The organism is Paracoccus sp. (in: a-proteobacteria) (assembly GCF_047605025.1).
GTDB lineage: Bacteria > Pseudomonadota > Alphaproteobacteria > Rhodobacterales > Rhodobacteraceae > Paracoccus.
The window spans coordinates 327,277-348,843 of record NZ_JASGGO010000001.1 but is presented as its reverse complement, the minus strand read 5'-3'; the positions used below and the strand labels follow the sequence as shown (position 1 = coordinate 348,843).

Annotated in this window: 13 protein-coding genes; 4 read left to right on the top strand and 9 right to left on the bottom strand. The window is 67.1% G+C overall.

What is annotated here, in order from left to right:
- Positions 1–31: 31 nt before the first annotated feature.
- The 3 genes from QM682_RS01605 to QM682_RS01595 are packed head-to-tail and all read right to left on the bottom strand — an operon-like array spanning position 32 to position 3,627.
- Positions 32–1,405 carry an oligosaccharide flippase family protein gene (locus QM682_RS01605; protein WP_415126414.1) on the bottom strand — a complete coding sequence of 458 codons (1,374 nt, stop codon included), beginning with the start codon at positions 1,403–1,405 and terminating at the stop codon, positions 32–34.
- Entirely contained in the window at positions 1,405–2,871 is a 1,467-nt protein-coding gene (locus QM682_RS01600) for a GumC family protein (RefSeq protein ID WP_415126412.1), read from the bottom strand. The genes QM682_RS01605 and QM682_RS01600 overlap by 1 nt, the downstream gene beginning before the upstream one ends.
- Positions 2,872–2,925: 54 nt before the next feature.
- Entirely contained in the window at positions 2,926–3,627 is a 702-nt protein-coding gene (locus QM682_RS01595; protein ID WP_415126410.1) for a chromosome partitioning protein, read from the bottom strand.
- 131 nt (positions 3,628–3,758) lie between these two features.
- Here QM682_RS01595 and QM682_RS01590 point away from each other — a divergent pair, with 131 nt between their 5' ends.
- Both QM682_RS01590 and QM682_RS01585 read left to right on the top strand, forming a co-directional pair.
- Complete coding sequence (locus QM682_RS01590; protein WP_415126408.1) at positions 3,759–4,784, top strand: glycosyltransferase family 2 protein; 1,026 nt, start codon at positions 3,759–3,761, stop codon at positions 4,782–4,784.
- The gene (locus tag QM682_RS01585) at positions 4,781–5,608 is read left to right on the top strand and encodes a glycosyltransferase (protein WP_415126406.1); all 828 of its coding nucleotides are present in this window, start codon (positions 4,781–4,783) and stop codon (positions 5,606–5,608) included. The genes QM682_RS01590 and QM682_RS01585 overlap by 4 nt, the downstream gene beginning before the upstream one ends.
- Here QM682_RS01585 and QM682_RS01580 read toward each other — a convergent pair.
- Entirely contained in the window at positions 5,605–6,378 is a 774-nt protein-coding gene (locus QM682_RS01580) for a hypothetical protein (protein ID WP_415126404.1), read from the bottom strand. The genes QM682_RS01585 and QM682_RS01580 overlap by 4 nt on opposite strands.
- Before the next feature lie 340 nt (positions 6,379–6,718).
- On the opposite strand from QM682_RS01580, the gene QM682_RS01575 reads away from it, so the two are divergent.
- A complete protein-coding gene (locus tag QM682_RS01575) occupies positions 6,719–7,387 on the top strand; it encodes a sugar transferase (protein WP_415126402.1) in 669 nt (222 codons plus the stop codon).
- A gap of 36 nt (positions 7,388–7,423) precedes the next feature.
- Here QM682_RS01575 and QM682_RS01570 read toward each other — a convergent pair whose 3' ends face one another.
- Positions 7,424–7,603 carry a hypothetical protein gene (locus QM682_RS01570; protein WP_415126400.1) on the bottom strand — a complete coding sequence of 60 codons (180 nt, stop codon included), beginning with the start codon at positions 7,601–7,603 and terminating at the stop codon, positions 7,424–7,426.
- A 198-nt stretch (positions 7,604–7,801) separates the two neighbouring features.
- Between QM682_RS01570 and QM682_RS01565 the strand changes: the two genes are divergently transcribed.
- Positions 7,802–8,998 carry a glycosyltransferase family 4 protein gene (locus QM682_RS01565; RefSeq protein ID WP_415126398.1) on the top strand — a complete coding sequence of 399 codons (1,197 nt, stop codon included), beginning with the start codon at positions 7,802–7,804 and terminating at the stop codon, positions 8,996–8,998.
- Here QM682_RS01565 and QM682_RS01560 read toward each other — a convergent pair.
- The 4 genes from QM682_RS01560 to QM682_RS01545 are packed head-to-tail and all read right to left on the bottom strand — an operon-like array spanning position 8,979 to position 21,546.
- Entirely contained in the window at positions 8,979–9,599 is a 621-nt protein-coding gene (locus QM682_RS01560; RefSeq protein WP_415126396.1) for a 4'-phosphopantetheinyl transferase family protein, read from the bottom strand. The two genes, QM682_RS01565 and QM682_RS01560, sit on opposite strands and share 20 nt — an antisense overlap.
- Positions 9,596–14,260 (bottom strand): MupA/Atu3671 family FMN-dependent luciferase-like monooxygenase, encoded by a 4,665-nt coding sequence (locus QM682_RS01555; RefSeq protein WP_415126394.1) that lies wholly within the window; start codon positions 14,258–14,260, stop codon positions 9,596–9,598. The genes QM682_RS01560 and QM682_RS01555 overlap by 4 nt, the downstream gene beginning before the upstream one ends.
- Complete coding sequence (locus tag QM682_RS01550; RefSeq protein WP_415126392.1) at positions 14,257–15,234, bottom strand: glycosyltransferase family 2 protein; 978 nt, start codon at positions 15,232–15,234, stop codon at positions 14,257–14,259. The genes QM682_RS01555 and QM682_RS01550 overlap by 4 nt, the downstream gene beginning before the upstream one ends.
- Before the next feature lie 15 nt (positions 15,235–15,249).
- Entirely contained in the window at positions 15,250–21,546 is a 6,297-nt protein-coding gene (locus QM682_RS01545) for a type I polyketide synthase (RefSeq protein ID WP_415126390.1), read from the bottom strand.
- Positions 21,547–21,567: the final 21 nt, after the last annotated feature.

The following is a 21,567-nucleotide window of genomic DNA, read 5'->3' as shown; positions in this document are numbered from 1 at the left end:
AAGAGCAGAAAGTCGCTGCGCCGCAGCCCGATCAGTGCAGCAGCGCAGCGGAAACGATGTCGCCATGCAATGTCAGCGCGAACGCGGCGCCCAAAACCGCGACCACTGCCGCGATCATGTCGTGGCGGGGATCCCATGCCTTTTGCCGCCGCGCCATCCAGACCGAGACCGGATAGCAGAAAAGATGCGCGAATGCCTGGCCGACCAGCAGCCCCGCCAGCCCGCCCAGCCAGGCGCCGATCATCACCAGCGCGCTATAGATCAGGGCCCGGCTGGACTGCATGATGAAGAAGCCCCGCGAATCCCCCGACGCCAAGGCCGCCGTCTCATAGCTCAGCGGGATCACGATCAGCATCTGGATGCAGGCCAGCGCCACCAGGATGCCGCCGGCGCGGGTATAGCGGTCGTCGTAAAGGTGATCGACCATCCAGGGACCGATCAGCGCCAGAATGATCGCCGCCGTCATCAGCAGCGCGGTGAACCCCGTGCGGGTGCGTTGCAGCGTGCGGCGGTTATGCTCGCTTTCACCGGGCGGATGCTCGCGATACATCGGGATGAAGAGCCGGCCCGCGATGGCCGTGCCCAGAAGCCCCGGCACGGTGGCCAGGAACAGGCCGATATTGTAGATCCCCAGATGGTCCAGCGTCAGCACGCGGCCCAGCACGATCCGGTCGCCCTGAAACAGCATGAAGCCGCAGATGGTGCTGAAAAAGATCCATTTGCCGAACTTGACGATTTCTTCCCGCGCGGCCTTTTCCATGCGGAAGCGGTCGACATGGCCCGGCAGCATGTAATGGAACATGACAAGCTGCACGAATGCGCCCAGCACCTGGCCCCAGACAAGCGCCCAGACGCTTTGCAGGATCAGCGCGGCCGCGATGGTGATCAGGATGCCGATCAACTGGTTGGCAAGCTCGATCAGGGTCAACCGGCCGATCTGCAAATGCCGCCCGGCGGAATCGATCCGGGTCGGAAAGAACCCGCCCACCAGCATCGAGATCGCCGCCGCCGGAAATACCCAGGCGAATTGCGGCGCGTCGTAGAACAGCGCCAGCGGCCAGGCCATGGCGCAGGCCGAGGCGAAGATGATGAAGCCGCGGATGACCTTGATCGTCCAGGCCGTATCCAGAAAGGCCGGGTCGTCGCCGCGCTTGCTTTGCATGATCGAGGGGCCAAGCCCCATGTCGCTGAACATATTCAGGCCGATCAGGAAGCTGGATACCAGCGCCATCAGGCCAAAATCGTCCGGGCTGAGAACGCGCGTCAGAATCAGGTTCGAGGCCAGCCGCATGATCTGGCCCAGGCCGAAATTGGCCATGGACCAGACACCGCTGCCCAAAGCACGCGAGGCAAAGCTCTTGCGTGGCGGCTCGGACACCGCCGAGGGGGTCGCGCCGTCGCTCATCAACCCATTCCGTCGGTCGGCGTAGCCACCACGCCCGGTGAGGGCAGGCCGGGGATCTTTCCCATAAGCCACAGCGCCGCGAACAGCCCAGCAGCCAGCAGAAGGCAGATATAGATCATGCGCCAGCGCCGCATCGCGATCTCACGCCGGGAAGCGCGATAGGGCAGCGAAATCACCGGGCGGGTGCCGGTGGAGCGGGTAAACTGGTTGACGCGGCGCAACACGGGGTTCTTCAGCTCCAGCGCCAGCGCGATGGCAAGCGACAGGCCGATGCTGGCAAAACCGCCAAGAGCGGCGCTTTTCTTGCGGTTCGAAAGCGCCGGATATTCCGGCGGCAAGGCCCGCTCCAGGATCACGAACCGCTCGGTCTGGTCGTTGTCCATCAACATCTGCTGCGTCTCGACCTGGGCCAGTTGGCGCGAAATCTCGTTGTAGCGGTCCTGCAAGCGGCGCAATTGCCGGGTCATCGCCTCCAGATCGCGGGCAACCTGGGGGGCACGGGCGCGCGCCCGCTCGATCTCGGTGCGGCGGGCCTGAACCTCGCGCTTCTGCTGCTCGAACTGCTGCAATTGCGTATCGTAAAGCTCGCCCTGACGCTCGGCCACGTCCGAGGCTCCCTGCACGCCAGTGTTCAGCCGGGTCAACTGATCTTCCAGCCGCTTGATCTCGGGATGCCCGGGGGCAAGCGTGCGGCGGGCCTGGGCCAGTTCGACCTCGGCTGTGCGGATCTGCTGGACCAGCGTGGCCGAGGGCCGGGCATCGGTCGCCGTGCTTCCCGCCTCAAGCGCCAGACGCGAGCGTTGAAGCGCCATGATCTCGCGATCCAGCGCTGTCTCGTTGGCGTTAAGCTGCACCAGCTCGGCTTGCAGATATTCCTGCGAGGTCGGCAGCGCCTCTTCGTTGCGGGCGCTGAACTCGGCCAGGCGCCGGTCCTGTTGGGACAGCGATTCGTTGAGGCGGTTCTCCTCGCCGATAAGGAAGTTGCGGCTTTCGACGATGCGGGCCTGCCGGTTCTCGCGGTCGCGGTTCACTAGGCTGTTGGTGAAATAGTTCGCCATCTCGGCCGCCGTATCGGGCGTTTCCGCGCGCGAGGTGATCACGATCGCCGCCAGGGACATGCCGGAATCCGCCGAGACTCCGGGCGCCTGGATGCTCTCGATGCGGGTCGAACTGCGCACGGCGGCGATCCGCTCGGTCTCGCTCAGGCCCGGATTGTCCTTGAACAGGCCCAGCTTCTCGATCACCTCCAGGATGTTCGAGCGCGCCATCAGCCGCTGTTCGATCAATTGCACGCGGCGCGAGGCGGGAAGCGAGGCGTCGCCGCCCGAATTCACCGCCGCCGGGGTATCGACCTGGATGACCGAAGCCGCCTCATAGATGCGGGGCGAGGAAGCGACCAGGTAAAGCGAAATCAGAACGCCCAAGACCAGCACCGTCAGCATCAGCGGCAGGCGCCGCCAGAGCATCGAGATGAAGTCCTGCAAGGATTGTATTGGTCCCAAACTATTGAACCCCGTCTCTCAATCTTCGGATTTGTTCAGAATCACGCCCATGACCGGCGGCATGCCCTCCAGCAGACGCTCGACCTGCACCATATCCGACGCAGTGCCCCGGCGCCCATCGGCGACCAGCAGCACCGCGTCGGCCAGGGGAAGCGCCGCCAGCGCCTCGTCCTGGCCGATCAGCGGTCCGCAATCCAGGATCATCACGGTGGAATCGGGCAGGATGGCGGCGGCGGCATCGATGGTCGCCGCCAGCCCCTCATCCTGAAGGATCTCGGCCGCCGCATCCTCGGGTTGGGCGGGGGCGACCACGGAAAGGTTGTGCAACTCCTCGATCGTCTGGGCGATCTCGGTCAGCTTGCGGCCAGATGCGACCACCTCGGACAATTGATCGCAGCCGGGAATGCCCAGCATCCGCGCGACCGAAGGCAGTGCCAGGTCCAGATCCGCCAGCAGCACCCCCGTATGCTGCTGGCGCGCCAGCGCCAGCGCCAGATGGACCGCGACGAAAGTTCCGCCCGCGCCCTGGGTGACGGGAACGACCGCCAGCTTGCGCCATTTGCGGCTGCGCATCTCGCGCAGGATGCGCGTGCGCAGGATGGCGAAACGCTTGGCGATCAGCGCCGCATGCTCGGCATCCTCGGCCGCGCGGGCGGCTTCGCGCTTGATGAAGGAACTGGAAACGGTCCGGGCGCCGGGCACTGCGGTTTTCCGGTCCATGCCCAACTCCCGCGCGTGTATCGTATCGGCCTGCAAACCTGTGGCCCCTCTGCCTCTGGTGGAACACTGACGGCGCGTGCCCCGCTGCAAGACGATGACTTTGCCGATCACCGCATGTTAGCTTCCCCGCCATGAGCGCCACAACCGAAAACAGCCCCGATCACGAGAATGCTGGGCAATTCCCCCAGCATGTGAGCCCTGAACACGTCACCGCCATCGCCATCGGAAGAAACGAGGGCGAGAGGTTGATGCGCTGTCTGCGCTCGCTGCTGCCGCAGGTAGGACGGGTGATCTATATCGATTCGGGTTCAACCGATACGAGTGCCGAGCGCGCCGCCGAACTGGGCGCCGAGGTGATCCGCCTGGACATGAGCATCCCCTTCACCGCCGCCCGCGCGCGCAATGCCGGGCTGGCGCGATTGGACGGGGCGACCGAATTCGTGCAGTTCGTCGATGGCGATTGCGAGGTCGAATCCGGCTGGATCCAGACCGGCCTTGCCGCGCTTGCCGCCGAGCCGCGCCTGGCCATCGTCGCCGGGCGCCGCCGCGAACTGCATCCCGGCGCTTCGCTTTACAACCGGCTTTGCGATGCCGAATGGGACACGCCCATCGGCCCGGCCCAGGCGGTCGGCGGCGACATGCTGGCACGCCGCGCGGCGCTGGATGCGGTGGGCGGCTACGATCCCGGCCTGATCGCCGGCGAGGAACCCGAGATGTGCCTGCGCATCGCCCGCGCGGGCTGGGCCATCCGGCGGCTGGACGCGCCGATGACCATGCACGACGCCGCGATGACCCGCTATGCGCAATGGGCCAAGCGCGCGCGGCGGGCCGGCCATGCCTTCGCCGAGGTCTCGTGGCGCCACCGCAACGGGACCGAGGGGTTCTGGCAGCGCGAGACGCGGCGCGCCCTGATTTGGGCGGTCGCCCTGCCGCTGGCGATCCTCCTGGCCGCGCTGCTCACGCCCTGGGCCTGGCTGCTGCTTCTGGCCTATCCCGCGCAGATCACCCGCATGGCGCTGCGCGACCCCCTGCCCCGTGATCGCTGGGCGCGCGCCTTCTATACCATGCTGGGCAAGTTCCCCGAGGCGCGCGGCGTCCTTGAATTCCATCTCCGGCGCCTTCTGGGACGCCGATCCGGCCTGATCGAGTATAAATGACCCCCTGCTCCATCATCATCCCCGCCCATGACGAGGCGCTTTACATCGAGGATTGCCTGGCCAACCTGCTGGCCCAGGAAGCCCCCGGCCCCGTCGAGGTGGTCGTCGTCGCCAATGGCTGCCAGGACGACACCGTAGCCCGCGCCCGCGCCATGACCCCCGATTTCACGACGCGCGGCTGGGTGCTGCGGGTCGAGGATCTGCCCCAAGGCGGCAAGATCGGCGCGCTGAACCATGGCGACGCCTGCGTCTCGCATGGGATTCGGCTGTATCAGGACGCGGACCTGCGCCTGTCGCCGGGTGTGCTGACGCGCATGGTCCAGGCGCTGGACGTGCCTCAGCCGCGCTATGCCGGCGCGCATCTGGTGGTGCGGCCCGCGCGCAGCATGGTCTCGCGGCTTTACGCACGGTTCTGGCAGAAGCTGCCCTTCGTCGCGGAAAACGTCACCGGCGCCGGGCAATGGGGGGTGAATGCCGCTGGCCGCGCACGCTGGGGCGATTTCCCGCAGATCATCTCGGACGACACCTTCGCCCGGCTGCAATTCGACGAGCCCGAGCGGGTGCTTGTCGACGGCAGCTTCGAATGGGTCATCGTCGAGGGCTTCCGCACCCTGGTCCGCGTCCGCCGCCGTCAGGACGAAGGCGTGGCCGAAATCGCGCGGCTTTATCCCCAGCTTCTGGCACGCCAGGGCCATGTGCGCCCCAGCCGGGCCGAGCTTCTGCGCCTGGCGGCAGCCGATCCGCTGGGTTTCGCCACCTATTCGGCGGTTGCGATCGCCGTGCGGATGGGTCGCAACGACCAGGAATGGGCGCGCGGGCGCTAGCGGGCGTCGAACTCGGTCACGGTTTCCTGCGCCAGTTCCTGCAAGACCCGCGCCTGCTCGGGCGGCACGGTCGCATAGGGCGCCCAACGCCCCATCAGTTGGTTGGGCAGCCCCACCGGGCTTTTCCCGGTCAGCACCGCATGGTGGATCATGGCGACGTAATAGAACCCGGCATCGGTCGGGTGAATGTCGTCGCGAAAGAAGTCGCGGATCGAGGACGCGCCCGGCACCTTGCCCGCCGCGATCGCGTCATGCAGCCGCACCATGCCCAAGCCCCCCGGAATCACCTGCATGGGCTTGGCGCCCCGTGGCAGGCGCGCGTTCACGTCGTCCGCGATCTGCTGCCAAAGCGGCAGGTCACTGACGATCCGGTCGCGCCAGGCATTGGTGCTGCCGGTGGCCTTGTCGTCGATGTCGTCCCAGGTTTCATAGAGATAGCTCTGCACCTGCGGATTGCCCTGCAAGGCGCTTTCGACGAAGCGATATGCGTAATCGGCACTGGCATGATACTCCATGGTGATCGCCAGCGGCACCCGCTCGGTCAGGACCAGCACGTCGACCTTGTGGCTGGGCAGCCACTCGCGCGCGACCTGCCCCTCGATTCCCGCCGGGTCCTTCCACTGCACCTCAAGCGGCGCGCCGTTGATGATCTGATACTCGACAGGCTGGTCGATGGTGCCCTTCAGCATCTGCGGCAGGTCTGGGCTGACCAGGCTGTGGCCGATGAAAAAGACGGAAAGCACATCGGCCAGAAGCTGAGTCGGAAACATGCGGACACTCCCAGAAAGCAGCTACAACGGATCAATCGCCATCCCGAGGCAAGGATTCCGTAGCGTAAAACAATCATAAGATGTCTAAATCTCAGTCACTCAACCAATTGACATTGCGGGTGGCGGACCGAACCGCGACAGGCACCGAAACAGGCCCTTCAACAGAATGAGAACACGAGCCTGTTCAGCACCTAACACACTGAAAAACAACAGACCTATCCTTTTCGGCAGGAGAGCATTTCGTTCTAGTTTTATTAAAAGTGGAAGCTATACTGCCCCTCGTAATGATTGCGGTAGGTTTTACAAAATGCGGCACTCCACGGACTTTGTTTCATCCGATTTGGAACCTGTTGCCTCGCTCCTGATCAAGACCGAGGAAACTGTTCTTCCAAGGGGCATCCATTCCGTCTATGCACGGTTCGCGAAGCGCCCCCTGGACATCGCCGCCGTCTTGCTGGCGGCACCGATCGTCGTCCCGGTCGTTCTGATCCTGGCGCTGATGATCATGGCCAAGGGCGGCAAGCCCTTTTATTCGCAGTTGCGCATCGGCCGCTCGGGCCGCGCCTTCCGGCTCTGGAAGATGCGGACCATGATCGAGGACGCCGATCTGCACCTGGCCGAATACCTGGCCCAGAACGAAGAGGCCCGGAATGAGTGGAACCTGACTCAGAAGCTGAAGAAGGATCCGCGCATCACCTCGGTCGGCCACTTCCTGCGCAAGACCTCGCTCGATGAACTGCCGCAGCTTCTGAACGTGCTGCGCGGTGACATGAGCATCGTCGGCCCGCGCCCCATGATGCTGGACCAGGCGCAACTCTACCCCGGCGCGGATTACTATCACCTGCGTCCCGGCGTCACCGGCCTGTGGCAGATCTCGGATCGCAACGATAGCACCTTTGCGGCGCGCGCCACCTTTGACGCGGAATATGCAGCCAGCCTAAGCTTTCGCGGCGATGTCTCGATCATTGCCCGCACCGTCGGCGTCGTGCTGCGCTGCACCGGCTACTAAGATCGGCCTTTGCGGGCGGGGCGTCAGCCTCGCCCCCTAATTGATCTGATGATGGGCGATGCAGCGATAGCGCCGCCAGGCGAAGAAAAAGGTCGCCGCCGTTCCCCCACCCGAATACAGCAAGAATGCCTCAAGCACGGACAGGCCAAGCAGGGCGAACCCTGCCATGGCCATGATCAGCGCGAAGGCGATGCTTATGTTGAGAACCCCTGGCAATCACAGCCCCTGTTTTCGTCTTTAGGTTGCTTTCATCTATAGTGCCGAATATTAAAATAATCTCTACAGAATTCGTCTGAGCGCAAAAATATTGGATCTCTTCCGCCGGAACTTCAGTAAAAATAGGCATAATCCGGCCAATGAGGTAATAAAGCACCGCAATTCAGTGAAAAATGCCGTTGAAAAGGGTTTACAACCGTGCGAATCGGTTACTTGGTCAATACTTACCCTCGTCCCTCGCACAGCTTCATTCGCCGAGAAGTTGTGGCGCTGGAGAATCTGGGGCTGAAGGTTCACCGTTTCGCCATGCGCGGCGACCAGGGCGCACTGACCGATTCTGGCGATATCGCGGAACATGCGCGGACCGAGCGGATCCTTGAGGCCGGGGGGCGCCGCCTGCTGGCCGATCTGGCCAGCCACCTTCCCCGCGCCTTCGGCCCCGCCATGCGCCTTGCCCGCGGCCGGGCCCGGGCCGGGGAAAGCAGCCTCGCCCTTCAGATCATCTATATGGCCGAGGGGGCGCGCATCGCCCGGCGGGCGCGCGAATTGGGCCTTGCCCATATCCACGCGCATTTCGGCACGAACTCGGCCCGCGTCGCCGCCTATGCGCGGCTTTTCGGCGGCCCACCCTTCAGCTTCACCGTCCATGGCCCGGAAGAGTTCGACAAGCCCCAGGCGCTGGACCTGGCGGGCAAGCTGGCTTTGTCGGAATTCTGCGTCGCGGTCAGCAGTTTCGGCCGCTCGCAAATCCATCGCTGGGCCGCGCCCGAGGATCTGGACAAGATCCAGGTCGTGCATTGCGGCCTGGACCTGACGCGCTGGGACGCCCCCGCGCCGCTGCCCGCCGGGCCGCTGCATCTGGTCGCGGTGGGTCGCTTCGCCGAACAGAAGGGCTTCGGCCTGCTGATCCGGGGCTTCGCCCAGGCTTGGCGGCTGGACCCGCGCCTGCGCCTGTCGCTGGTGGGCGATGGCGAATTGCGCCCGATGATCCAATCGATCATCGCCGCCGAGGGGATGGCGCAATCCGTGCAGCTTCTGGGCTGGCAGGACGAGGCGGGCGTGCGCAAGGCGCTGGACGCCGCCCATGCGCTGGTCACGCCCAGTTTCGCCGAGGGCCTGCCCGTGGTGATCATGGAGGCCATGGCCCGCGCACGCCCCATCATCGCCACCTATATCGCCGGGATTCCCGAGTTGGTGCGACCGGGACAAGAGGGCTGGCTGGTTCCTGCGGGCGATGCCTCGGCCCTGGCTCAGGCCATGCTCGATGCTGCCGCGACGCCGCCCGAGGTCTTGGCGCAGATGGGGCTTGCCGCCCGTGCCCGCGTCAGCGAACGCCATGATATCCGCGAATCGGCGCGGCAACTGGCGCAGCTTTTCAGCCGTTCCACAGGCTGATCGCCAGAAGATAGCCCGCCGCCTCGGCCCAGCGGGCGCCGATCATCCGCCGCCCCATGCAGGCTCGGACGCGGTCCCCCCGAATCACCGCCGGCACCTCGCGGAAATCCAGCATCCGCCCGGTCAGGGGATATTGCGCCTTGAACATCGCTTCCTTGGCGCAAAACGCCAGCAGCGGGCGGTCGGGGCAGGCCCGATAGGGCGCGACCGCCTCGGCCAGCCCCTCGGGCAGAGGGCGATGGGCCGGCTCCAGATCGACCCCGATGGAAGGCCCGCCAGGCGGCGACGCGATGGCAATGCAGAACCCGCCAGCATGGCTCAGACTGGCCAGGACGTGCCGGGGCAGATCGGGCCTGCGATCCGGCAGCGCGGCGATCGGGCGGTCGGGCGGGATCAGATGCCCCGCACGGGCCAGAGCAAGGCGCAGGGCCTGACGCCCTGCCGCGAATTCCCGCTGCCGCTTGGGCACCGCGCGCGCCAGCCCCGCCGCCTCGGCCGGCAGCAAGGGGGCAGGCTCATCCGCCAGGTCCAGAACGGCGATGCCGAAGCCCTCGGGCAGCAGGCGCCGCGCAAGATCGCGCAGCGCCGGCGCCTGACTCATCGTCCGCCGCGCAACTGCGCCCGCAATGCCCGGCGCTTGGCCATCGCGTCGTCCACCGCCGCATTGACCGGCGCGGCAGGGGCGGCTGCGGGGGCCACCGGCGGGCTTGCCTCTGCCGGCGCCGAGACCGAAACGGAAACCGGAGCCGCCGCCGGGATGTTCGCCGGGGCAAGGCTTGCCACATGTTTGACGAAATCGCCCATGACCGGGAAGCGGAAGATGTCCGTCACCCCCAGACGTGGCAGCGCCAGCCGGTCGCGCATGGTCCGGTGCAACTGGATCGCCAGCAGCGAATGCCCGCCCAGAGCGAAGAAATTGTCCCGAGGCCCGATCTGGGCCACGCCCAGAACCTCGGCCCAAAGACCATGCACGGCGGCCGCCAGATCCTCGGTCGCCGCCGGGATCGAGGCGCCAGCCGAGGCAGGGGCGGCGGCCTCGATGGCCGGCGTCCCTGCCACCCCCGAAGCGGCGACCGCCCCCCCAGGCACCGGCAGTTGTTTGCGGTCGATCTTGCGATTCGGCGTCAGGGGCATCTTGTCCAGCCGGATGATCCGCCCCGGCACCATATGCGCCGGCAGATGCGTGACCAGCGCCTCGCGCAGCGCCTTTTCCGACAGGCCCGCATCGCCGGTCACATAGGCCACCAGCCGCTTGTCGCCAGGCGTGTCCTCGCGCACCAGGGCCACCGCCTCGCGCACGCCGGGCAGATGCCCCAGCGCCGCCTCGATCTCGCCCAGTTCGATGCGGAAGCCGCGCAGCTTGATCTGATGGTCGGCCCGGCCGATATAGTCCAGGCCCCCGTCATCGCGCCAGCGCACCAGATCGCCCGTGCGATACATGCGCGCGCCCCAAGGCGCCGAGCGGTCCGCCGGCACGAAAGGGTCGGGCCTGAAGGCATTGCCGGTCAGATCCTCGCGCTGCCAATAACCGCGTGTGACGCCATGGCCGCCGATCCACAATTCGCCCTGCGCGCCCGGTGCGACCGGCGCGCCCTCGGGGTCCAGGACGTAAAGCTGGGTATTGGCGATGGGCCGGCCCAGCGTCACCTCGGCCGCCTCGGTCACATCGGCGGTGGTGGACCAGATCGTCGTTTCGGTCGGGCCATACATGTTCAGCACCCGCGCTCGGCTCAGCTTTCGGATCTCGGCCAGAAGCGCGGGCGGCAGCGCCTCGCCGCCCAGCATCACGCATTTCAGCCCCGCCAGCGCCTCGGCCACCACCGGGTCCGAGACCAGGATGCGGCCCATGCTGGGCGTGCATTGCAGATGCGTCACCTTCCAGCGCCGGATCTGCGCCGCGATCGAGAAATCGCCATCCTCTGGCGCTTCGCTCTGCGGGTTGACCGCCGACTTCAACTGCGCCAGCAGCGGGAAACCGGCCACGACCTGCTCGGGCGCGATGCCATAGTCGATCAGGCAGGCCACCTCGCCCACGCCGATCTTCTTCAGATGCTCGATCCGCGCGACGGCATCGTCCAGCGATCCGAACAGGCCCGAATCCTCGAAATAGCGCAGGAAGGCGAATTCCAGGATGCCGTCCAGTTCCTCCTCGGACAACGAACCCAAGTCGATGGCCATCGGATTGGTCATGCCCTCGGGCTTGCGGAAGGCCGGGAAATCCCAGGCATATTGCTTGACCAGGGCAGCCGCGCTGCGCAGATAGTTCTTCATCGGCTCGCGCGCGATCTCGCGCGCCGTTTCCCGGTCCTCGGCCAGGCAGGTGTGCAGCATCAGCGTGACGGTGAAATGCGCCGGGTCATGCCCGACCGAACGCAGCGCCGCATGGTATTCCTTGATCCGCTGCTCGACCACGTCGATGCTCTGGCCCAGAAGGTGGGTCAGCACGTTCATGCCCAGACGCCCGGCCTCGGCCCAGGTCTCGGGGTTGCCGGCGACGGTCATCCACAGCGGCAGCTCCTTCTGCACCGGGCGCGGCTGGGTCACGACGCCGAAAGGCGTGCCGTCCTTGCGCGGGAAATCGACCGCCTCGCCGCGCCATAGCCGGCGCAGCTGCTCGATCCCCTGGATCATCGCCGCCTTGTTGTTCGGCGGCGCGCTTTCCGGGCGCAGCACGAAATCGTCCGGCTGCCAGCCCGAGGCGATGGCCAGCCCGGCCCGCCCCCCGGTCAGGTTGTCGATCACCGCCCATTCCTCGGCCACGCGGGCCGGATGATGCAGCGGCAGCACGCAACTGCCGGCGCGCACGGCGATGTTGCGGGTCACAGCGGCCACAGCCGCCCCCGAAACCGAAGGATTCGGATAGGGTCCGCCAAAAGCGTGGAAATGCCGCTCGGGCGTCCAAAGGGCGACAAAGCCGTTCTGGTCGGCAAAGCGCGCGCCATCCAGCAAAAGCTGGTATTTCCTTGGCCCCGGCCCGTCGTCATTGCCCCAGTAGAACAGGCTGAACTCCATCCCGCCCTGCACGTCGCGGCGGGGCCGCGCCGGGGTCGAGGAGACCGCCAGTCGCGATTCCTCGCCCGCGATCACCAGTGTCAGGCCACGCGCCAGCGACCAGAAGATCTCCAGCACCGAGATGTCGAAGGAAAGGCTGGTCACCGCCAGCCATGCATCGCCCTGATCATGCGGAATCACCGCATCCATGCCCGCAAAGAAATTCGCGACATTGCGATGCTCGACCATGACCCCCTTGGGCCGGCCGGTCGAGCCAGAGGTATAGATCAGGTAAGCCAGATTCTGCGGTCCCGCGCCCGAGACGGGGGCGGCCGCCACGCCATGCGGCAGGTCGGTCGGGATCGTCACCACCTGCGCCTGATGCGCCGGCAGCCGGTCCACCGTGCCATCCTGGACCAGCACTACGCGGGCGCCAGAATCCTCGATGTAAAGTTCGATCCGGTCCGAGGGATAGTCGGGATCCAGCGGCACATAGGCGCCGCCCGCCTTCCAGATCGCCAGCGCCCCGATCACCAGTTCGGGCGAGCGTTTGGCGAACAGGCCGACCGGCTGATCCGGCCCCACCCCCATCGCGACCAGTCTTGCAGCCAGCGCATTGGCGGCACGGTCCAACTGCCCGCGCGTCAGACTGCGATCCTCAAAGGCCAAAGCGACCGCATCGGGGTTCGCGGCGGCGGTCTCGGCGATCAGTTCATGGATGCAGGCAAGCCGAACCTCCACCGCCGTGTCGTTGCGCGTGACCAGCAGATCCTGCAATTCCGACGCATCCAGCAGCGAGATGTCGCGGATCGGCGTCGCGCCGGGCAGCACAAGGCCGGCATCCAGCGCCCGCGCGATGCGCTGCGCCTGAACCGGCGTGATCCGGGCGGGATCGTGCAGCAGCGCCGCGCCCTGATCGGTCAGCGCCACGGTCAGCGCCGCGCCGGGCACCGGGTCCAGGTCGCGCAGGTTGATCGCCAGATCAGGCAGCGCCGCATCGCGCAGTTCGGGCGCACGCTGGATCAGATCGGCCAGGAAATAGCCGCGCTTCGCCGCCTCGGTCCGTGCCTCGGCGATCTGGGCGGCAAGCGCCGCCAGCGTCATCTCCGGCTGGGTCCGCACCGCCAGAGGCTGCCAGCCATTGACCAGCGCCGCCTTCGGCAGATCCGCCGGGACCAGCGCCAGATCGAAGCCGGGCTGCGCCGCCAGACGCGCAAGAAGCGCGGCCGCCAACGCCACCCGTTCGCCCGAAACGCCGGGCATCAGTTCGATCCGCTGGGTCCGGCCGGATGCCTCGCCCTGGATCACCGCCGGGCTCATCCCGCCCAGCCGCTTGCGCCACCAGCCGTCATGCCGCGCCACCGCATCGGCCAGCACCGTCAGATCCGCGCGATCCTGCGCGGATAGCAGCGGGATCATCGCGCCGACGGCCGGCAATTCGCCCCGGCAGATCAGCCGGATCGCCGCGCCGCCCGCCGCGACGGTCAGGATATCGCCATGCCGCGCCAGAACGGTGCCGGGGGCGGCGCCGCTCGGCTCGGTTCCCGCCGAGCCGGTCACGGCCAGCAGATGCCCATCCGCAAGGCGCAGCTTCGCCTCGGCCAGCGGGTTCCAATAACCGCCATGATCCAGCCCCCGGACCAGCGCGCAGATCCGCCCCGCCGGCTGGGCAAGGTCGATCACGCCGCCCGCCTCGGGGCGCTTGTCGCGGCCGACATAGCTGCGCTGGGAAAGATCCTGCTTCACCCGCCGCGGCCCGTCGCCTTCAAGCTGGGCCACCACGTCGCCGAAACTTTCGGCCGCGCGGGCGAAGCAGCGCGCGTTCACGGTCAGCGCCGTATCGTCGGGGCGCAGGTCGAACAGGGTCTGCGACAGGATGTCCCCTTCGTCCACGCCGCCCTCGATCATGTGCCAGGTGACGCCGTGCCGCGCCTCGCCGCCGATGATCGCCCAGACCGGCGCGTTCAGCCCCGCCAGCTTGGGCAGCGGCCCGTCATGGAAATTGATCGCGCCGCGATGGCCGCGCTCCAGCATCTCGGGCCGCAGGATCGAAAGGTTCGCCACGCTGAAAAGCCAATCCGCGACCGGCGCATCGGCAGGCATGGGGGCGTCCTGATCCTCGACCGCCAGGCCCGCGCCGCGTGCCCAGGACTGCAATTCGGGATTGCGCGTCACCACCGCGACGACCCGATGGCCACGCGACAGAAGCGTTTCGGCGGCATGGCGCAAAAGCAACTCATTGCCGACCAGGATCGCGGAAAATTGCGTCATGACTTACCCTTTTCAATATGTGCCGGCATGGGCTGGCGCCGCAAGGCATGGCGCGTCAGCCGTCCCAGATGGTCCGGTGGAAATTCCGGCGCACGGCGCTGGATCAGGCAGCGCAGACGCCACAACGCCGAGCCACCCAGCACCGCCGCAGTGGCCAGAAGCGCGCCCGACCGACCGTGATGCTTCTCGAAATAGCGGCGGCGGGAGTCATACCAGTAATCCGGCACCCGCTTCCATGTCTTCATGCCCGTGCTGGCCGAACCGATATGCTCGACCAGACTTTCGACCACATAATGGGTCTGCCAGCCCGCATCCGCCGCGCGGCGACAGAGGTCCGTTTCCTCGAAGTAAAGAAAGAACCCCTCATCAAACAAACCGATCCTGTCCAGAACATCCATGCGGATCATCATCGACGCCCCGGCGGACCAGTCCACGCGTCCCGATGCCGCAGGCTGGGGCATGGCGACGACCTTGTTGCGCAGAAGCCTCGTCACCGGGCCGGTGCGGCTGGCCGCCTCGAACTCGCCCCCGGCCGAGGGGAAGCGAAAGGCGGTCAGATGCGGCTCGCCATCGGTGCCGCGCAGGCGCGAGCAGGCGATCCCGGCCTTGGGATGGCGATCCAGGTAATCGACCAGCGCCCGGATCGCGCCGGGCTGCGGGATCGCGTCCGAATTCAGCAGATAGACCAGATCCGGCCGCCGCCCATCCGGCAGGCCCTGGCGGATGCCGCAATTGTTCCCGGCCCCGAAACCGCCGTTCCAGCCCGATTGCACCAGTTGCACCCGGTCCAAAGGCCAACCGCGCGCCTGGATCTGGGCCTGCATCTTCTCGAAAGAGCCATCGCCCGAATCGTTGTCCACGATGGTCACGCCGCCATCCAGCCCCTCAAGCTCGCGCAGCCCGGCCTCGGCGGCGCCAATGGAAAGCTCGGGCGTGCGCCAGTTCAGCACGACAACCTGGACCAAGGGTCTCACATCATTCTCCATGATCTATTCGGCTGCCTGGGCACGAACGGCGGCGCGGGCGGTGGCGTCCACGTCCGCCTCGCGCAGAAGCTCGCGCAGCACGCTCGCCATGCGCCGCACATTGGGCTCCAGCACCATGGAATCATGGTCGCCCGGCACTTCGATGACTTGCAATCCGGGCATCCATGCGCTCCAGCCGTTATCCTCAAGCAGATATTCGCGCCCGGTGGTCACATGGCGCCCGCCCGAGACCTTCCAGCGCCGATCCAGCGGCGGGCGGAACATCGCGACCGGGCCGTCCCAGGGCGTGATCTTCATCCCCGGAAGCCAGCTCAGGAAGGCCGCCTCGATCGCCAGGTCGTGGAAGGCGCCATCGGCCGCCTCGGCGCCGGCTTCCAGTGCCTGCGCCTTGCGGCGGCGGCTGATCTCATAGCGGATCCGAGCCGAGGCCCAGTCCTTGAAAAAGTCCAGCCCCCCCTCGCGCATCTCGCCCAGGCGGATCAGCAGCCGGTCCTTGCGGCTCAACGGCTCGCGCAGGGGCAGCGGCGTGTCAAGCATGACCAGCATCGCCACCTCTTCGCCCGCCGCGCGCAATTGCCGAGCCATCTCATAGGCGGTCAGCCCGCCGCCCGAGAAGCCGCCCAGCAGATAGGGGCCGCAGGGCTGCACCTCGCGGATCTCGGCGATATAGTCGCGTGCCGCCTCCTCGAAGCTTTCATGCGGCTTGTCGTCGCCCAGAAGGCCCCGCGCTTGCAGGCCGAAGAACTTGCGATCCGCCCCCACGCGCTGCGCCAATTGCCGCAGGTTCATGATGTTGCCGAACATCCCCGCGACGATGAAGAAGGGCGTGCCATTGCCGCGCCCGCCCATATCGACCAGGAAACGCCGCTTGGCGCGCTGCGAGACGGGCAGATCCTGCACGTTCTCGGGGCGCACCAACTCGCGCGGGCCGGTCTTTTCCTCGATCAGCGCGGCAAGCTCGGCGATCGTCGGCGCCTCGAACAGGGTCGAGATCGGGAAATCCACGTCGAATTTCTTGCGCAACTGGCCGAACATGCGCACCGCGATCAGCGAATGCCCGCCCAGATCGAAGAAGCTGTCCGCCGCGCCGACCTGAGCGATGCCCAGAAGCTCGGACCAGATCTGCGCCAGTTCGGCCTGGATGCCGGGCGCGGGCTCGACGAAATCGCTGTCCAGATCGGGCCGCTCGAACCCGCCCTCGGACGGGCCGGCATCCTGGACCACCGCCGCCTCGGCGATCAGCGCGGGCAGGTCCAGCGACGAGACATAGACCTGCGCCAACCCGGTCGAGATCGCCCGGCTCAGCATGGCCGGTCCCACCGCCGCGGGAATCCCCTGGCTGATATTGTGGTGCAGCCGCCGCTCGGCCGGGGACATGCTGCGGGACTGCACCCGCGCCTTGGACTGGGCCGAGATGGCCGCCATCAGCTTGCGCAGGGCAAAGCCCCGGATCTCGGCGCAGACGGTGCCGTCGGGGGCGGCCAGGGTGATATCGAACTGCGCCATGCCAAGCGCATCGGTATTCTCGCCCGCATTGCGCACATGGCTGACGACCTGCGCCGGCAGCGGGCGGTAAAGCCGGATCGAGCGGTAGCCCATCGGCACCCAAAGCGCATCCGGCGTCCAGCCCTTGATCAGTTCCATCGCCCAGCCGGTCGCGATATCCAGAAGCGCCGGATGGGTCAGCCAGCCCTGATCCGGCTCGGCGGCGAATTCGGGGGCAAGGGATAGCTCGGCCATGCCCTCGCCCGCGCGGATGCGATAGCGGCGCAGCACCTTCCAGCGCGGCCCGAAATCCATCTGCCGTTCCTGCGCCGAGGCGATGGCATCGCCCTGCGCGTCATGGTCCCAGCCGCCCGCCGCGCTCAGCGGCGCGGGGGACAGTTCCTCAAGCGGGGCGATCAGCGCGGTGACGTTGGGCGTGCCCTGCGGATCGTCCAGGATCGTGACGCGCAGCGCATCCCCGGCCGGCTCGACCCTTGTGATCACAAGCGAGGTATCCTCGACCAGCACGGGCCGCTGGAACTCCAGCTCGCGGATGATGATCGGCAGCGACAGGCCGGATTCCAGCGCCGCCTCCGAGATCATCTCGATCCAGCCGGTGCCGGGCATAAGCGCCTGACCCGAGGCGGTCTTATGGCCGCCGATGATCCAATGCTCCATCTTCAGGGCGGTGCGGAATTCGCGTCCGGTGGGCACCGGCATCGCCTCATCCAGCAGCGGCTGGTCCACATGCGCGCCCGCCGCGGGCGCCTGATCGACGCCCATGGCGCGGGCGGCCATGCCGGTATCGGCCCAGACCCCCCAGTTCACCGCGACCGTGCGGCCCAAGGCGGCGGGGCCCGAGCGCGCCACCGCGTTCAGATATTCGTTCGCCGCCACATAATCCGCCTGCCCCGCCGGCGCGATCACCGAGGAGGTCGAGGCGAAAAGCACGGTCAGCTTGGCCGGATTGTCGGCCAAAGCCTCGATCAGCGCGCGGGTGCCCAGCAGCTTCGGCGCCAGCACGTCCCAACTGTCGTCGTCGGTCTTGGCCGCGATCAGGCTGTCGCGGATCACACCCGCCGCATGCAGCACCACGTCGAGACCGCCGAAGCGCGCGCGCACCTGGGCGGCGGCGCGGGCCATATCCTCGGGGCTGGTCACATCGGCGCGGATCGCCACGACCTCGGCCCCCAGCGCCTCAAGGCGCTTGATCGCGGCCAGGACCGGGGCGGCATCCGCCGGGCCACGCGTCGTCAGCGCCAGCTTGGCGCCGCGCGGGGCCAGTTCGCGGGCGATGGCCTGGCCGATGCCGCCGAAACCGCCGGTGATCAGGCAGACCGCGCCCTGCGGAATGCCCGCCATGCCGTCATCGGCAAGCTCCGCCCGCTCAAGCGACTGTTCAAAGCGGCGCCCGTCGCGCCAAGCGACAACGGCGGCGGCACCCATCGGAGCCAGCGCCTCTTCCAGAAGCTGGGGCAGGATCGCGTCCAGGCTGCGCTTGTCGCCCAGGCGGATATCGACCAGCCGCGCCGAAAGCTGCGGCATCTCATGGGGCATGGTGCGGATCGGTCCCGCCGCCGTCACCTTTTCGGGCGCCGGGGCGGGCTCGTCCGCGACCCGCAGGGCATCGTTGCAAAGCGCGATCAGGTCAAGCTTCGCATCGGGCATCTCGGTCCCGATGGCCTGGGCCAGGTGCAGAAGGCTGAAATAGCCGCGCTCCAACTGGCTGTTGAGCAGGCTTGAGCCGGCGCGGAACTGGTTGCCCTGCGTCACCGACCACAGATGCAGGATGCGCTGCGGCGCCATCTCCTGCGCGGCAAGGGCGGCCAGAAGCATCTCATAGCCCTCGCGGTCGGTTTCGACCGGCAGGGTAAAGCGGCCCTGCCCCTTATCGGCGAAGCTGTCGGCGATCTGCACCGTGGCGACCGTCTGGCCCAACTCGCGCAGGCGCGTGGCCAGCCGCTCTCCCAGACCCAGATCGTCGGCAAAGATCAGCCAGGTCTTGCGGCCCGTGACCACCGGGCCGGCGGGACCGATTTCCAGCGCGGGCGAGGCCAGTTTCCAGGCCGGGCGCCAGCCCCAGGCGGCCTGGTCATCGATCCGGGCCAGTTCCGCCTCGGCCTCGGGCACGGCATGGGTCGAGCGTTCTATGAAATAGCGTTTGCGCTGGAACTGATAGCCCGGCAGCGACAGGCGCTGGCGCCGCGCGCCGCCCCAGATCTGGTCCCAGTCGATTTCGCCCCCGCAGGCCCAGACCCGCCCAAGCGCCGCCATGAAATAGGCATCATCCGGGGTTTCATGGTCGCGGTGACGCAGGGTCGAGATGACCTGGCCCGCATTCACCGCCGAATGGGCCTTGGCCATGGCCTGCATGGCGCGGCCCGGCCCGACCTCAAGGAAGATGCGGTCCGGGTTCTGCGCCAGATGGGCGATGCCATCGGCGAAGCGCACCGTGCCGCGCAGATGCTGGACCCAGTAATCGGGGCTTTGCGCCTCGGCCACGGCCAGGGGCTGGCCGGTGCGGTTCGAGATGATCGGGATCTGCGGCGCGTTCAGCGGGATCGAGGCCAGATAGGCCCGGAATTCCGCCAGAATCCCGTCGAGCATGCGCGAATGCGCGGCGATGGAAATGGCGATGCGCTGGCATTCGACCTCGCGCGCGTTCATGCGGGCCGCGAACTGGTCCAGCACCGCATCCGGCCCCGAGACGACCGAAAGGCCCGGCCCGTTCACGGCGGCAAGGTCCAGGCCCAGATCCTGAAGCTCGGCCTGGAATTCGGCCGGTTCCAGCGGCACCGAAAGCATCCCCCCCGCCGGCACCCGGTCGAAAAGCTGGCCGCGCAGGCGCACCAGGCCGATGCAATCCTTGAAGGACATGACGCCGGCGATGCAGGCGGCGGTATTCTCGCCCATGGAATGGCCGATCAGCGCGGTCGGGCGCACGCCCCAGCTTATCCAAAGCTGGGCCAGCGCATATTCCGTGATCATCAGCAGCGGCAATTGCAGCGAGGGTTGCAGCAGCCGGCGGTCCGCCTCGGCCTGCACCCCCGGTTCGGGCAGCCAGAGCGCGCGCAGATCCTCGCCATGCACCCGCGCCATGTGATCGAGGCCCTGGTCCATCCAGTCGCGGAAGACCGGCTCGGTCTCGTAAAGGCCGCGCGCCATGCCGGCATATTGCGCGCCGCCGCCCGGAAGCATGAAGACCGGCTCGGCCCCCTCGGCCACAAGCTGGTGGTCGAAGACCAGCCGGGGATCGGGATTGGCCAGCAGTTCCGCCGCCTCGGCCGTGTCATGGGCGACCAGCACGCGGCGGCGGTCGAACAACCGCCTTCCCTGCGACAGCGTAAAGGCCAGATCGGCCAGATCGGCCTGGGGATTGGCCCGCAGCCAGGCCGCCATGGCCTGGGAATTCGCGTCCAGCGCCGCCTTGCCGCGCCCCGAGACCGCGATGATCTGGAAGGGCCAGTCCGATTCCTGCGAGGCGGGCAGCAGGGGAGGCTGCTCCAGCACCACATGGGCATTGGTCCCGCCCACGCCCAGCGAATTCACCCCGGCCCGGCGCGGCCCGGCCAGCGGCCAATCCGACAGCGCGGCATTGACCTCGAACGGCCCCCCCTCGAAGTCGATGGCGGGGTTCGGGCGGTCGAAGTTCAGACTGGGAGGGATCCGGCCGTAATGCACCGCCATGGCCGATTTGATCAGCCCCGCGCTGCCCGCCGCCGTGTCCAGATGGCCGATATTGGTCTTGACCGAGCCGATACGGCAAGGCCCCGGCCGCGAGCCGTCCGTGACGCGCGCGTAAGCCTGGTTCAACGCCGCCACCTCGATCGGGTCGCCCAGGGCGGTGCCCGTGCCGTGGCATTCGACATAGCCGATGCTGTCCGAATTCACGCCCGACATCACCAGCGCTTCGGCGATGGCCTGGGCCTGGCCTTCGACGCTGGGCGCAAGGTAACCCGCCTTGGCCGCGCCGTCATTGTTGATCGCCGTGCCCTTGATCACCGCCCAGATATGATCCCCGTCCGCGATGGCATCCTTGAGGCGCCGCAGCACGACCACCGCCGCGCCGCTGCCGAAGACCGTGCCTTGCGCGCGGTAATCGAAGGCGTGACAATGCCCGTCGGGGGACAAAATCTCATTCTCTTTATAGAGATAACCGACGCCATGCGGCATCTCGATGGTGACGCCGCCCGCCAGCGCCATGTCGCTTTCGCCCGATTGCAGCGACTGGCACGCCATATGGATCGCCACCAGCGAGGTCGAGCACGCCGTCTGGATGTTGATCGAAGGCCCGGTCAGGTCGAAGACATGGCTGACGCGGGTGGACAGGAAATCCTTGTCGTTCCCGGTATGACGCAACAGGAAATGCCCGACCCCATCGACCAGATCGCGGTTCGAGCAGACGTTCCAATAGAAATAGCTGCCCATGCCGCAACCGGCCCAGACGCCGATATTGCCGTCGAACCGCTCTGGCGCGTGGGCGGCATCTTCGAGCGCGTGCCAGCAGGTTTCCAGGAACTTGCGATGCTGGGGATCCATGATCGCCGCCTCTTTCGGCGACAGGCCGAAGAATTCCGCGTCGAACCCGTCGAACTGGTCAAGGATCGCCGCCGAGGGGACGTAATTCGGGTCCGACATCCGCGCCCGGCTTTCGCCGCGCGCGATCAGATCCGCCGCGGGCACGCGCTGGATCGATTCGACACCGGCGCAGAGATTGTCCCAGAACTGGCCGACATGGGCCGCGCCTGGAAGCTGGGCGGCCATCCCGACGATCGCAATATCGCTTTCCGAGACCTGACTTTCGTCATGGGCCATGGCAATCTCCTTAAGACTCAT